This is a genomic window from Bradyrhizobium sp. U87765 SZCCT0048 (genome assembly GCF_018131225.1).
Taxonomy (GTDB): Bacteria; Pseudomonadota; Alphaproteobacteria; order Rhizobiales; family Xanthobacteraceae; genus Bradyrhizobium_A.
Genome location: NZ_JAFCMM010000005.1, coordinates 205,323 through 217,677 on the forward strand (window position 1 = coordinate 205,323; position 12,355 = coordinate 217,677).

Genomic DNA, 12,355 nt, shown 5'->3' on the forward strand with positions numbered 1-12,355 from the left:
GCCCGGAGAGACGTGGTGGCCTCATCCTTCGAGACGGCGCGCTGCGCCTCCTCAGGATGAGGGGAGAGGGCGAGCCAGCCGCGTGATCGCACCCAGCCGCGTTCGGTGTCACACCTTCCCGTCACGCCTTCCCCTCCGCCCTGGCCTGCGCCGTCAGCGCGAGCTCCATGGCCTTGAAGCAGCGGGCCTGCGGCATGGCGGTCTCGGTGCGGTTCTGCACATCCTCAATGAGCTGGCGGCCATAGGGCAGCTCGACCGCGCTGCAGTCGATGCGCTGCACGCCCTTGCGGTCGGTCAGGAACAGGTGGTCGATGCCGGGCTGGCCGGCGACATCGATGTACTTGCGCAGCTCGATGGTGCCCTCGGTGCCGAGAATGGTGAGGCGGCCATCGCCCCAGGTCGGCAGGCCGTCGGGGGTGAACCAGTCGACACGGATGTAGCCGGTGACGTCGCCGGTGCGCAGCAGCATCTCGCCGAAGTCCTGCAGTTCCGGCGTTTCGGGATTGGCGCGGTTGGCGACGGTCGCCGCCACCACCTCGGCATCGAGGGCATCGGCGAAGAACAGGAACTGCTCGCACTGGTGCGAGGCGATGTCGGTGAGCACGCCGCCGGTGCGCTCGCGGCTGTAGAACCACGCCGGCCGCGGCAGGTTCTTAAGCTTGTGGGGCCCGAGCCCCGTGGTGTTGATGACCTTGCCGACGGCGCCGGCCCTGACCAGTTCGCCGGCCTTCACAGTGCAGCGGGTCTCGAAATGCTCGGAGTAACACACCGAGTAGATGCGCTTCGTCTCGGCCTGCACCCGGCGGACCTCGGCGAGCTGCGCCAGCGAGGTCATGCCGGGCTTGTCGCTCATGTAGTCCTTGCCATGGCGTATCACCTCGATGCCGAGCGGGGCGCGGTCGGCTGGAATGCCGGAGGAGACGATCAGCTGGATGGTGGGGTCTTCCAGCAACTGACGGCGATCGGCGATCCGCGGCGCCTGCGGATAGCGCTCGGCGAAGGGTTTTGCGAGATCGTCCTCCGGCGCATGGAAGCCGACGAACTCGGCGCCCGCACGCACCAGGCAGTCGACCTGGCCGAAAATGTGGGCGTGGTTGATGCCGATGGCGGCGAAGCGGATGGTCATGTTGGTTCTGTCCTGCGGCAGCTTTTGTCGTTCGTGATTACGTCAATCGTGGTCGATGCTTATCCGCTGATAGGGCGTCATGGCCGGGACAAGCCCGGCCATGACGCATCATATGATGCAGGCGTCTGACGAAACCATGACGCTTGCGAGCGATGGCCTGCCTCATCGTTGAACATCACTCACCCCTTCAGCCCCGTGGTGGCGATGCCGTTGATCAGCAGGCGCTGGAACGCGAGGAAGAAGGCGAACACCGGCAGCAGCGTCAGGGTCGACATCGCGAACAGCGCGCCCCAGTCCGATTTGCCGGTGGAATCGACGAAGCTGCGCAGGCCCAGCTGCACCGTGTAGCCGTTCATGTCGTTGAGATAGACGAGGGGGCCGAAGAAATCGTCCCAGGTCCAGATGAAGGTGAAGATCGCGGCGGTGGCCAGCGCCGGCAGCGCCAGCGGCAGGATCACCATCCAGTAGATCCGCCACGGGCCGCAGCCGTCGATCATCGCGGCTTCGTCCAGCTCGCGCGGGATCGAGCGGAAGAACTGCACCAGCAGGAAGATGAAGAAGGCATCGGCGGCGAGGAACTTCGGGACAATCAGCGGCAGGAAGGTGCCGACCCAGTCGAGGTTGAGGAACAGAACGTATTGCGGGATCAGCGTGACGTGATACGGCAGCATCAAGGTGCCGAGCATCAGCGCGAACCAGATCTTCTGCCCCCGGAACTTGAGGCGGGCAAAGGCATAGGCGGTGAGCGAACACGACAGCACGTTGCCGACGACGCAGCTCAGCGACACGATCAGCGAGTTGATGAAGAACTGGCCGAACGACACCTGCAGGCCGGACCATCCGCGGCGGTAGGCGTCAAGGCTGAAGCTCGAGGGCCACAGCGAGGCGCTGGCGAAGATCTCGCTGTCCGGCTTGAACGAGCTCGCCAGCATCCACAGCAGCGGATAGAGCATCGCCAGCGAGGCGGCGCACAGCACCACGTGATAGACGAGGCTGCGCCCGGCGCCGCGCGGCGCGCCCTGCGCCGGATCGTCGAGGTCGTGTTGGCGCGGGATGGGGACGTCAGCCATCGTAGTGCACCCAGTAGCGCGAGGACAGGAACGCGAGCGCGGTGAAGGCGGCGATGATCACCACCAGGATCCAGGCCAGCGCCGAGGCGTAGCCCATGCGGAAGTAGGCGAACGCCTCCTGGTAGAGATAGAGCGTATAGAACAGCGTCGAGTCGATGGGGCCTCCGCTGCCGCCGCTGATGATGAACGCCGGGGTGAACGCCTTGAACGCCTCGATCGTCTGCACCACGGCGTTGAAGAACACCACCGGAGTGAGCAGCGGCAGGGTGATGCGCCAGAACTGCTGGCGGCGGCTGGCGCCGTCGATCTCGGCGGCCTCATAGACGTCGCGCGGGATCTGGCGCAGCCCGGCGAGAAAGATGATCATCGGCGAGCCGAACTGCCAGATGCTGAGCGCCACCAGCGTGTACAGCGAGTAGTCGGGATCGGAGATCCAGCTCGGGCCGGTGATGCCGAACACGCCGAGAAACTGGTTGAGCAGGCCGTCGCCGGCGAACAGCTGCCGCCATAGCACGGCGATGGCGACGCTCGCGCCGATCAGCGAGGGCAGGTAGAACAGCGCGCGGTACAGCGGCAGGCCGCGGATGCCTTTATTGAGGACCACGGCGACCAGCAGCGCGAAGGCGAGCTTCAGCGGCACCGCCAGCACGACATAAAGAAACGTGACATGCATCGCGGCGACGAATTTCGGATCGTTGGTGGCGATGCGGACGTAGTTCGCCGCGCCAATCCATTTCGGCGTTCCCAGCAGGTCGAAGTCGGTGAAAGAGAGATAGAGCGAGATCAAGGCTGGCCCGAGGGTGAGGCCGAAGAAGCCGAGCAGCCAGGGGGTGAGGAAGAGATATCCGGCCGCGCTGCCGCGCCAGTCGGCGCCCTCTGACGCCTCTCTGGCGATGGGCCGCGGCGCGGTGTCAGTCAGCGTGCTGGTCATCCGGCGTCACCATGTCCAATCGAGGCATCATGCTGTGCGTTCCGTTGTGAGCCGTCATCCTGAGGTGCGAGCGCAGCGAGCCTCGAAGGATGAACGGCCCGTGCGGGAGGCCCTGGCCGTCGCCCTTCGAGGGCCTCGCTTCGCACGTAAGTCGGGTTTACCCGACTTACGTCTTTAAGAAGAACGCAATTCGGCAAAGCCGAATTGCTATGCTCAGGGTGACGGGTTGGGTGCTTCGGCTGCCGTTGTTCCTCCAGCCTCACCCCAGCGCTGCCTCCAGCCTCACCCGCGCGCGAGCACGGCGGCGCTGTCGGTGACGAACTGCCTGGCGCCGTCGGCGGGCGTCAATTTGCCGAAGCCGATCTGCTCGTTGACGCGCTGCAGGATGGTCTGGATCTCGCCGGCGCCGCGTGGTGGCGGCGGCGGCAGCGGGCCGACCTTGTCGGTGATGAGCGTGATGTAGTCGGCCATGGCGCGGCCGAGGTCGTCGAGGGTCGGCGCCACCGCCTTGCGCAGGGCGTCCGAGGGCGGCACGCCGCGCTCGACGCCGAGCAGCTTGCCGGCCTCGATATCGCTGACAAAGTAGCTGACGAGCTTCGCCGCCGCCTCCTGCTGCTTCGACTGCGCCGACACGCTCCACATCATCGCCGGCTTGAGGTACTGGCCGGGTTTCGCCGTCTTGCCGCCGTCGGGATAGGTCGACAGTCCCAGCTTGCTCTTGTTGAGCGCCTGGAAGCCGACGAGCTGGTTGGAGTGGGCGAACGCCATCGCCGCCTTGCCGAGCGTGAGCAGGCTGGAATCGATCTCGCCGCGGTCGAGGGCCTGGACGTCTGGGGCGGCGCAGCCGCCGCGCTTGCGCAGGTCCTGCCAGAACGAGAACCATTCGGTCATGTCGGCGGCGTCGTAGCCGAGCTTGCCCTCGGGCGTGTACAGCGACTTGCCGCGCTGGGCGAGCCAGACCTCGAGGCCGGGTTCCTCGCGGCCGCCATCGGCGATGCCGGTGAAGCGGTCGCGCCTGGCGGCCTTGCTGATCTCGACCGCGAGGTCGCCGATCTCCGCCCAGGTCATGTCCCAGGTCGGCTCCTTGAGGCCAAGCTTCTGGATCAGGTCCTTGTCATAGACCATGGCAGTGGAGTTCAGCCCGAGGCTGACGCCATAGATCTTGCCGTCGACCTTGCCGCTGTCGATCGCCGGCTTGCTGAAGTCGCCGAGGTTGAGGGAGGCGGGTACATAGCCGTCGAGCGGCGCCAGCGCGCCGCGGCGCGCGTACTCGAAGATGTAGCGATAGTCCATCTGGATGACGTCGGCGGCGTTGCGGCCGGCGGTCTGGGTGGCGAGGCGGGGCCAGTAGTCGGTCCAGCCCAGGGATTCGCCGGTGATGGTCACGCCGGGATGGGCCTGCTGGTAGAGCTTGTTGACCTTGTCGGTGCGTTCCGCCCGCTCCTTGGAGCCCCACCAGAACATCCGTAGCCGCTGCTCGCCCTGGGCGAAGCCGGAGCGGCTGCCGAGGGTGGTCAGCGCGGCGCTGCCGAGTGCGGCAGACAAGCCGGCGCCGAGCACCGATCGACGCGAAAGCGGGCCACCGCCGAAGGCGTTGGTCATGGCGTCATCTCCCTGTCATTGGCTGGGACCCATGCGGGCCCCGTCCGGCTTCGAGCCGGATCTTCGCTGACAGGTTGCGCAACTTGCCGGCCTTTGACAAGGGCCGGCGGCAGGGATCAGGGAGAGTTCAGGCAGGGATCAACCGGCGTGATGGCCGGGATCGACCGGGCGCAGCCACGGCCGCATGGCGGGGCGAGCGCCGCCGCGGGTGGTGTTGAGCAGGTTGCACACGGTGCGGGCGTGGGACTCGGCGAGGCCATACAGGCTGTTCGCGCCGAACGAGGCAAAGTCGTCGCGTTCGCAGTCCCACACCACCCATGAATCGGTGGGGTCGCGAAACATCTCGAAACGCGTGCCGCCTGCCATCGTCATCAGCCTCCCGTCGCTATCTTATGTGTAGCGAGCGGACCATAGCCGACGGCGCCGATTTGTCATCTGCTGAAATTTGAAAGAGCTGGGGAATAAAGCGCGCGTGCGCGTGGTCGTTGTATATCCGACACGCATGACGCGTGGCGCCGGCCGGCGGCGCCACGCGGTCGGGGTCGAGGCGGCGCGGGCCCGCTCGCGGCGTCAGCGTACGGTTCGCGACATAGCGCGGCCATCGAGGCCGAGCGCTAGCACGGCGCCGATCACCGACAGCAGGGTGATCTGCACGAGGCCGGCCTGGCTCCAGCCGGCGAGGCTGGCGATGAAGCCGATGAGATAGCCGGCGATGGCCGCTGCGCCATAGAGGCTGGTGACGAACACGCCGGAGGCGCGTCCCGCCAGCGCACCATCGACCGCCTTCACATGGGAGCCGGCGAGGTTGACGTAGATGGTGCCGCTGACGATGAAGCCCCACAGGAACGACAGCGCGGCGTGCGCGGCAAAGCTCTGGGCAACCGCGAACAGCAGGAAGCCGAGCGCCGCGGCGCCGAGGAAGGCGAGGCCGAAGACGGCGCGCGGCGAGAAGCGGTCGCCGAACCAGCCGCCGATCAGCGAGCACAGCACGCCGAGGCCATAGATGCTCATGATGGCGCCGGTGTCGGCGGGGGCGACATGGAGCTGCTCGCGCAGGAAGGTCGGATACATGCCGAGATAGCCGTAGATGATCAGGCCACCGATCAGGCTGAGCAGCGTCAGGATCACGGTGTTGCGGTTGAACAGCGTGGTGGCGCCGCCGACCACCTGCGTGCCGTGGGCGCGGCGCTGCACCTCGGTGATCGCCGGACGCACCGCCACGGCGATCACGCCCATGGCGACGAAGCCGATGATGCCGAACGCCACGATCGGGCCGTGCCAGGAGCCGTGGAAGCTGAGCACGATGCCGGCGAGCAGCGGCCCGACGATGGCGCCGACGCCGAACGAGGCATTGATGGCGCCGACCGCGACGCCGCGATAGCGCGTGAACGATGTCGTGGCGATGGCGATGAGAGCTGTGAGTTGCATCGCCTCGCCAATGCCGGTGGCGGCGCGGTAGATCAGCATGTCGGCGAAGCCGGTGGCGAACGCGGTCAGCACGGTGCCGGCGGAGAAGATCGCGATGCCGATCTGCAGCACGGCCTTGCGCGAGGTGCGCGCCAGCAGGTAGCCGGTCGGCCAGCCGGCGACAGCCATGCCGAGCGTGAAGATGGTGGAGAGGAGCCCGGTGTCGGCGAGCGAGAAGCCGTATTCCTTGCGCACGTCCGCGGCGAGCAGCGGGAAGATCTGCCGGTCCATGGCGTTGATGACGTAGGAGGCGAGCAGCAGGCCGAACATCGCGAGCATTGCGACGCCGGGCGAGGCATCGTCGCGCGCATGCGGAATGGCGTCCGTATCGGTGGTCATGGCAATCCTCCCGATCCCTTGCGTCGATGGCGGGGATCGCTTGTTGTTGATGTTGATGAGGCGCCGCGGCGGTCCGGCCGCCGCGGCTGCAAGCGTCAGGCGGTGGGGCCGGCCGCCTTGTACCAGTCGTGGATCTGCTCGCCGGTGCGGAAGATCACGCCCGGCTTGCCGGCGATGTACTGCAGCGCCTCGCGGAAGTAGCGCAGACGGTGCGGCGCGCCCATGATGTAGGGATGCACCACCAGCGCCATGACGCGCGCCGAGGTTGCCGCGTCGGCATAGAGCTGCTCGAACTGGTCGATGGCGCGGTCGCGATACTCCGACGCCTTGTGATGCTGGATCAGCATCATCGCGACGTCGTTGCACTCCTGGGTGTAGGGCACGTTGACGATCGGTCCGCCGCGCGTTTTCAGCACCACGGGCTGGTCGTCCAGCACCCAGTCGCAGACATAGTCGTAGCCTTCTTCGACCAGGATGTCCGGCGTCTCCCAGGTCTCCGTGAGGCCGGGGCCGAGCCAGCCGCGCGGGCGGCGGCCGACATAGTCGGCGATGGCCTTCGTCGTCCTGGCGATGTCCTCGCGCTCGTTCTCGACCTTCTGCATGTTCTTCTGGGTGAAGCCGTGGCCGATGAACTCCCAGTCGCGCTCGCGCGCGGCGCGGGCGATGGGCTCGTAAGTCCCGATCGCCGAGCCGTTGATGGCGAGCACGGCCTTGATCTTCAGCGTGTCCAGCACCTCCAGCATGCGCCAGAAGCCGACGCGGTTGCCGTACTCGTGCCAGGCCCAGTTGGGAATGTCCGGGCTCGGTGAGCCGCCGGCCGGCGGCGTCAGCACGGTGCGCGGCATCGGCTGGCGCGCGTCCCACTCCTCCACATTGACGATCACCCACACCGCGAGGCGGGCGCCGTCCGGCAGCGTCAGCTTCGGCCGCTCGCTGATCGGGGAATACGACAGGCGTTCGGTGGGCAGCATGCTCAGGCCTCCTTCTCACCGACGGTGAAGTTGATCTCGCCGAGGCCGTCGATGGCGCCGACCATGCGGTCTCCGGGCACCAGCGGGCCGACGCCGGCGGGCGTGCCGGTGAAGATCAGGTCGCCGCTGCCCAGCGTATAGTGCTGCGACAGGTTGGCGACGATTTCAGCGACATTCCAGATCATGTGGCCGATGTCGCCGCGCTGGCGCACCGTGCCGTTGACCGCGAGGGTGATCGCGCCGGCCGTGATGTGGCCGACCGCGCTCGCCGGATAGATCGGGCCGCACGGCGCGGAGTGATCGAACGACTTGCCGATTTCCCAGGGCTGGCCGGAGGCGCGGGCGTCGCGCTGGCGATCGCGGCGGGTCATGTCGAGGCCGACCGCATAGCCGGCGACATGGTCGAGCGCCTGGGCCAGCGGGATGCGCGCGCCGCCACGGCCGATGGCGACGACCAGTTCGATCTCGTGCTGGTAGTCTTCGGTAAGCGGCGGGTAGGGCAGCGTCGCGCCATCCTGCATGATGCTGTCGGCGGGCTTCTGGAAGAAGAACGGCGGATCGCGCTCGTCGCCTTCCTTCATTTCGCGGATGTGGTCGACGTAGTTGCGGCCGACGCAATAGACGCGGCGCACGCCGAAGAAGGTGTCCGTGCCGGCGATCGGCAGGGCGATGGTCGAGATCTCGTGCGTGATGCGGGATGCGAGCATCCGGCTGTCCTCCCTTGAGCCAAAGAGCTGCTGGCTGGGTGTGCCAGCTCATGGGCCCATAAAATGAGTACACTTGATCGTTGTCAATGATAAAATGTGTACACTTTTGCCGCAATCGGCGGCGCTGATCGCCCGACGAGGCGGCAAAGCCCTGAATTCCGCCGGATTTCCTGCCCATTCGACAGGCCATTCGAATCGAAATATGTACACACTTGTTCAGGAAGCCCGCATGAGCGAGACCGTCATCAGCCCCGCCAGCTCCCCGCGCAGCGCGTCGACCCAGTCGCGCCTGCTTGCCGAGCGGCTGCGCCAGGCGCTGCTCGACGGTGCGTTTCCCGCCGGCAGCCGGCTCAACGAGGTGCATCTCGCCCGCACCCTCGAAGTGTCGCGCACGCCGCTGCGCGCCGCGCTGCAGACGCTCGCCGGCGAGGGGCTGCTGCACCACACGCCGAACCGCGGCTTCACGGTGCCCGAGCAGTCGCTGTCGGCGATCGTCGATGCCTACGAGATGCGCGCGCTCGCCGAAGGGCTTGCCGCGCGCCTCGCCGCCGAGCGAGGTCTCTCCGACGCACTGCGCCAGCGCATGGAGGACGCGCTTGCGGATGGCGACCGCGCGCTCGCGCCGGAGACCGCCGATGATGCGCGGCGCGGCCTTTATGCCGAGGCCAACGCCGCCTTCCATGCGGTGATCCACGAGGCGGCGCAGTCGCAACTCGTGCGCGACGTGCTGCGCATCTGCCAGCGCGTGCCCCAGACCTCCGCCCACAACATCGTGGCGTTCGATCTCGACGACGTGCGCCAGCGCCATGCCGCGCACCGCCAGATCTATGAAGCGATCATCTGCCGCGAGCCGCGCGAGGCCGAACGGCTGATGCGCCAGCACGTGCTCGCGGTGAAGCTGTCGATGGCGCGCTGGTTCGGCCAGCAGCGCGCGGGCGATGCGAACTAGGGCTGTTGCTCGTCAACGTTCGTCGATGGCGGGGCGCCCCGACACCGTGTCGTCGGGTGGGGATGACGACACGCGTGCCGTCAACGACCTGCCTTCATTCGCTTCACGTCAATCAGGCCATCGCAGAGCCTTGGTGAGCCCGCATCCCGGCAGACCTGCAAAGCAGCGAACCCCTGAGGCCGTCAAATCACTCTTGGAGCAGCCAGGGCTGGATCGAGGACGCGCGTGACGCGATGAACCTTGATCCCGCTGTCGATGCCGGCGTTCGCCATGTAGTGGGCGATGACGTTTTCGTCTTCGACAACGACGAGGCCGAACAGCTTGCGGTCATCCGTCGCGTAGGTGCACAGCCAGTGCATCTTTCCGGCGGTGGCCGTAATGGCATCCAGCGCGATGCGCGCATGGCGGCTCGCCTGGGCGTCGTCGAGAGGATCGAAGCCCGGTGGCATGTCCCGTTCCAGCAGCAGCTTGATCATCGACCGCTCCCTGTACGACGCGTGGAGCGGCAAGTGTAGTCACAGCGTGACCAAATACAAAGAGCGTCGGGATCGTCGTGGTTGTGCTGTGCCGCATTGACAGCGGCGGCGTTGTCGTCGCTATCTGCGGCTCCACGCAGGAGAGGCGCTCGGCGCGCATGGACGGGGATCGCCGCAAACGAAGTGACGGGCGCATGACGGCGTGGGCGCTGTTGCGTTCGCGGGCATGGCGCGCGGCACTCGTCGCGCTGCTTCTGGCGACAATGCCGCTCGCAGCCGTGGCGCAGACCGCGCCGGCGCCAGCGGTGATCGACTACGACATTCCCGCCGAGGATCTCGCCCGCGCCCTCAACGCCTATGCGGCGGCGAGCGGTTTGCAGGTGCTGTATGAGAGTGCCCTGGCCGCAGGCCGCCGCTCGGCTGCCGTGAAAGGGCGGATGACGCCGGAGGCCGCGCTGGCGCAGTTGCTTGCCGGCAGCGGACTGGTCGGGCGCCGCACCGATACCGACGCCATCACGCTGTTCGCCGAACGGCGCGAGGCGGCGACGCCCGCTGCGCCGCCGCCGGATCCGCGTTTTCTCGGCGCGTTGCAGGGGGCTGTGCTCGGCGCACTGTGCGGCGCTGAGGAGACGCGCCCGGGCGCCTATCGTGCCGCGCTGCAGCTGTGGATCACGCCGGCCGGCGCGATTGCGCGCGCGGCGCTGCTGAGTTCGACCGGCGACGTGCGGCGTGACGCGGCGTTGCAGCGCCTGCTGCCGGGAACGGTGGTCGGTGCGCCGCCGCAGGGCCTCGGCCAGCCTGTCACTCTTGTCATCGGCCCGCGCGCGGGCGGCGCGCGGCCGGAGTGCGGGTAGGCGGATGCCGGTGTAGTCGATCTGTTACATTTGCCCGTTACAAGCCCTTCACAATTCCGGCCCGCGTGGTGCGCCCGGCGACAGGCGTCGCGCGGCGGCCGGATGGTGGGCGGCCGTTCGAAACGCAGTCACTCCGATGGGACCAACGAGCTGGGCGGCGCTGCGTGACCTCATCAGCGAGCGCTACGACGAGCTGAAGGCGCGGCTGACGCGCCGCCTCGGCTCCGAAGAGCTTGCCCGCGAAAGCCTCAACGAGACCTGGCTGCGGCTCAACCGGCCGAACGACGCCGGCACGGTCGACAGCCCGACCGGCTATGTCATGCGCATGGCGGTCAATGTCGCGACCGATCATCGCCGGGCCGAGAGCCGCCGTGCCCGCCGCGCCGACGTCACCGCCGCGCTCGAGATTGCCGATCCCGCGCCCGATCCGGCGCGCGAGGTCGAGGCGCGCCAGCAGCTCGACGCCCTGCGCCGGGCGCTTGCGGCGCTGCCGCCGCGGACCCGCGACATCCTGATCGCGGCGCGGCTGGAAGGGCGGCCGCAGCAGGAGATCGCTGACCGTTACGGCATCTCGCCGCGCATGGTGCGCATCGAGCTGCGGCGCGCGCTCGATTATTGCGAGGCCGAGCTTGAAGAAAATGCGACAGAGGGGTTCCTGTTGGGGGCCTCTGAAACGTCTATAGAGAAGGCGCCTGGTGATCGGACTTCCGATTCCCGGCGCGCCGGTCCGTCCGCTGGGGACGGAGACGCGTGAGATGGCCCCGATCATGACCATGGACGAACAGCACGGATCGGCAGGCCCGGCGCGCGAAGCGCCGGACGACGCCGTGCGCCGCGAGGCCAAGGACTGGGTGGTGCATCTGGCGACGGGAAGCGTGACGACCGCCGACCTGCAGGCCCTCGCGCAGTGGCGCGCGCGCAGCGCCGCCCACGACAGGGCCTATGCGCAGGCGTGCCGGCTGTGGGGCCAGATCGAGGCGCCGCTGCGCGCGCTCGCGCCGGCGACAGCGGCACCGCGGGTGTCGCGACCGGCGCGTGCGGTGCTCGGCCGTCGCGCCTTCCTCGGCGGGGCGCTCGCGGCATCGGCCGCGGCTGTCGCCGGCGTCGCGCTGGTGCGTCCGCCGCTGGAGATGTGGCCCTCGCTCGATGCGCTCGCGGCCGACTATCACACCGGCACCGGCGAGCAGCGCCGCGTCGCGGTCGCGGATGCCGCCGCGATCGAGATGAACACCCGTACCAGCCTCAATGTCGGCGGCGCCGACACGGTCGAGCTGATCAGCGGCGAGGCGGCGGTGTCGGCCTATGCGCGGCCGGTGGTGGTGCGCGCCGCTGCCGGGCGCATCTCGGCGAGCGAGGCGCAGTTCACCGTGCGCTGCAACGGCGCGCAGGTGCGCGTCACCGGTCTCGCCGGGCAGGTCGAGGTGACGTGCGCGGCGCGGCGCGCCGTCATCGGCGCCGGCCAGCAGATCGTCTACGCAGGCGGCGATCTCAGCCAGATCGCGGCGGTCAATCCGGAGATCGTCGCCGGCTGGCGCGACGGCCTGCTGATCTTCCAGGACGAGCCACTGGCGCGGGTGATCGAGGAGGTCAACCGCTATCGTCCCGGGCGCATCGTGCTGATGAACACCGCGCTCGGCGAACGGCGGATCACCGCGCGCTTCAAGTTGGCACGGCTCGATGCGGTGCTGACCCAGTTTCGCGAGGCGTTCGGCGCCCGCGTCACGCCGCTCGGCGGCGGATTCGTGGTGCTGACCTGACCGCCAGCGCTGCTGTCCTTGCGACAGTTTGACGACATCCAGCGAAAAAAGAATCCGCGATTTTCATTTCCGCTCGGTCGGAGCCCGGTCGTCCATGGACGGTCGG

The 12,355-nt window shown here is 68.0% G+C and carries 13 protein-coding genes; 4 read left to right on the top strand and 9 right to left on the bottom strand.

The features are described from left to right. Positions 1 to 121 precede the first annotated feature (121 nt). From JQ639_RS27655 to JQ639_RS27690, 8 genes are all read right to left on the bottom strand, one after another. Positions 122 to 1,126, bottom strand: coding sequence for a Gfo/Idh/MocA family protein (locus JQ639_RS27655; protein ID WP_211962480.1), 1,005 nt, complete (start codon positions 1,124 to 1,126; stop codon positions 122 to 124). A 179-nt stretch (positions 1,127 to 1,305) separates the two neighbouring features. After that, positions 1,306 to 2,079: a carbohydrate ABC transporter permease gene (locus JQ639_RS27660; protein ID WP_249122904.1), complete on the bottom strand. Its 774-nt coding sequence runs from the start codon at positions 2,077 to 2,079 to the stop codon at positions 1,306 to 1,308. A gap of 109 nt (positions 2,080 to 2,188) precedes the next feature. Continuing rightward, positions 2,189 to 3,127: a carbohydrate ABC transporter permease gene (locus JQ639_RS27665; RefSeq protein WP_211962482.1), complete on the bottom strand. Its 939-nt coding sequence runs from the start codon at positions 3,125 to 3,127 to the stop codon at positions 2,189 to 2,191. 282 nt (positions 3,128 to 3,409) lie between these two features. Further along, entirely contained in the window at positions 3,410 to 4,729 is a 1,320-nt protein-coding gene (locus JQ639_RS27670; RefSeq protein WP_211962484.1) for an ABC transporter substrate-binding protein, read from the bottom strand. A 138-nt stretch (positions 4,730 to 4,867) separates the two neighbouring features. Beyond that, positions 4,868 to 5,101 carry a hypothetical protein gene (locus JQ639_RS27675; RefSeq protein ID WP_211962486.1) on the bottom strand — a complete coding sequence of 78 codons (234 nt, stop codon included), beginning with the start codon at positions 5,099 to 5,101 and terminating at the stop codon, positions 4,868 to 4,870. A 198-nt stretch (positions 5,102 to 5,299) separates the two neighbouring features. Continuing rightward, positions 5,300 to 6,535, bottom strand: a complete 1,236-nt coding sequence (locus JQ639_RS27680; RefSeq protein ID WP_211962488.1) for an MFS transporter — start codon at positions 6,533 to 6,535, stop codon at positions 5,300 to 5,302. A gap of 95 nt (positions 6,536 to 6,630) precedes the next feature. After that, the gene (locus tag JQ639_RS27685) at positions 6,631 to 7,506 is read right to left on the bottom strand and encodes a polysaccharide deacetylase family protein (RefSeq protein WP_211962490.1); all 876 of its coding nucleotides are present in this window, start codon (positions 7,504 to 7,506) and stop codon (positions 6,631 to 6,633) included. Between the two features lie 2 nt (positions 7,507 to 7,508). Continuing rightward, positions 7,509 to 8,213, bottom strand: coding sequence for a fumarylacetoacetate hydrolase family protein (locus JQ639_RS27690; protein ID WP_211962492.1), 705 nt, complete (start codon positions 8,211 to 8,213; stop codon positions 7,509 to 7,511). Positions 8,214 to 8,442: 229 nt separating this feature from the next. On the opposite strand from JQ639_RS27690, the gene JQ639_RS27695 reads away from it, so the two are divergent. Further along, the gene (locus JQ639_RS27695; protein ID WP_211962494.1) at positions 8,443 to 9,162 is read left to right on the top strand and encodes a GntR family transcriptional regulator; all 720 of its coding nucleotides are present in this window, start codon (positions 8,443 to 8,445) and stop codon (positions 9,160 to 9,162) included. Between the two features lie 182 nt (positions 9,163 to 9,344). Here the strand turns inward: JQ639_RS27695 and JQ639_RS27700 are convergent, their stop codons facing one another. Further along, complete coding sequence (locus tag JQ639_RS27700; protein WP_211962496.1) at positions 9,345 to 9,638, bottom strand: hypothetical protein; 294 nt, start codon at positions 9,636 to 9,638, stop codon at positions 9,345 to 9,347. A 194-nt stretch (positions 9,639 to 9,832) separates the two neighbouring features. Between JQ639_RS27700 and JQ639_RS27705 the strand changes: the two genes are divergently transcribed. The 3 genes from JQ639_RS27705 (at position 9,833) to JQ639_RS27715 (ending at position 12,249) form a co-directional block, all read left to right on the top strand. After that, complete coding sequence (locus JQ639_RS27705) at positions 9,833 to 10,492, top strand: STN domain-containing protein (RefSeq protein WP_211962498.1); 660 nt, start codon at positions 9,833 to 9,835, stop codon at positions 10,490 to 10,492. A gap of 136 nt (positions 10,493 to 10,628) precedes the next feature. Continuing rightward, a complete protein-coding gene (locus JQ639_RS27710; protein ID WP_211962501.1) occupies positions 10,629 to 11,246 on the top strand; it encodes an RNA polymerase sigma factor in 618 nt (205 codons plus the stop codon). A gap of 1 nt (position 11,247) precedes the next feature. Then, complete coding sequence (locus JQ639_RS27715) at positions 11,248 to 12,249, top strand: FecR family protein (protein ID WP_211962502.1); 1,002 nt, start codon at positions 11,248 to 11,250, stop codon at positions 12,247 to 12,249. Positions 12,250 to 12,355 lie beyond the last annotated feature (106 nt).

What these genes read in the sequence shown, in the direction of transcription:
- JQ639_RS27655 (WP_211962480.1), bottom strand. Translation starts at nt 1,126, where the DNA reads ATGACCATCCGCTTCGCCGCCATCGGCATCAACCACGCCCACATTTTC.
- JQ639_RS27660 (WP_249122904.1), bottom strand. Translation starts at nt 2,079, where the DNA reads ATGCTCTATCCGCTGCTGTGGATGCTGGCGAGCTCGTTCAAGCCGGAC.
- JQ639_RS27665 (WP_211962482.1), bottom strand. Translation starts at nt 3,127, where the DNA reads ATGACCAGCACGCTGACTGACACCGCGCCGCGGCCCATCGCCAGAGAG.
- JQ639_RS27670 (WP_211962484.1), bottom strand. Translation starts at nt 4,729, where the DNA reads ATGACCAACGCCTTCGGCGGTGGCCCGCTTTCGCGTCGATCGGTGCTC.
- JQ639_RS27675 (WP_211962486.1), bottom strand. Translation starts at nt 5,101, where the DNA reads ATGACGATGGCAGGCGGCACGCGTTTCGAGATGTTTCGCGACCCCACC.
- JQ639_RS27680 (WP_211962488.1), bottom strand. Translation starts at nt 6,535, where the DNA reads ATGACCACCGATACGGACGCCATTCCGCATGCGCGCGACGATGCCTCG.
- JQ639_RS27685 (WP_211962490.1), bottom strand. Translation starts at nt 7,506, where the DNA reads ATGCTGCCCACCGAACGCCTGTCGTATTCCCCGATCAGCGAGCGGCCG.
- JQ639_RS27690 (WP_211962492.1), bottom strand. Translation starts at nt 8,213, where the DNA reads ATGCTCGCATCCCGCATCACGCACGAGATCTCGACCATCGCCCTGCCG.
- JQ639_RS27695 (WP_211962494.1), top strand. Translation starts at nt 8,443, where the DNA reads ATGAGCGAGACCGTCATCAGCCCCGCCAGCTCCCCGCGCAGCGCGTCG.
- JQ639_RS27700 (WP_211962496.1), bottom strand. Translation starts at nt 9,638, where the DNA reads ATGATCAAGCTGCTGCTGGAACGGGACATGCCACCGGGCTTCGATCCT.
- JQ639_RS27705 (WP_211962498.1), top strand. Translation starts at nt 9,833, where the DNA reads ATGACGGCGTGGGCGCTGTTGCGTTCGCGGGCATGGCGCGCGGCACTC.
- JQ639_RS27710 (WP_211962501.1), top strand. Translation starts at nt 10,629, where the DNA reads ATGGGACCAACGAGCTGGGCGGCGCTGCGTGACCTCATCAGCGAGCGC.
- JQ639_RS27715 (WP_211962502.1), top strand. Translation starts at nt 11,248, where the DNA reads ATGGCCCCGATCATGACCATGGACGAACAGCACGGATCGGCAGGCCCG.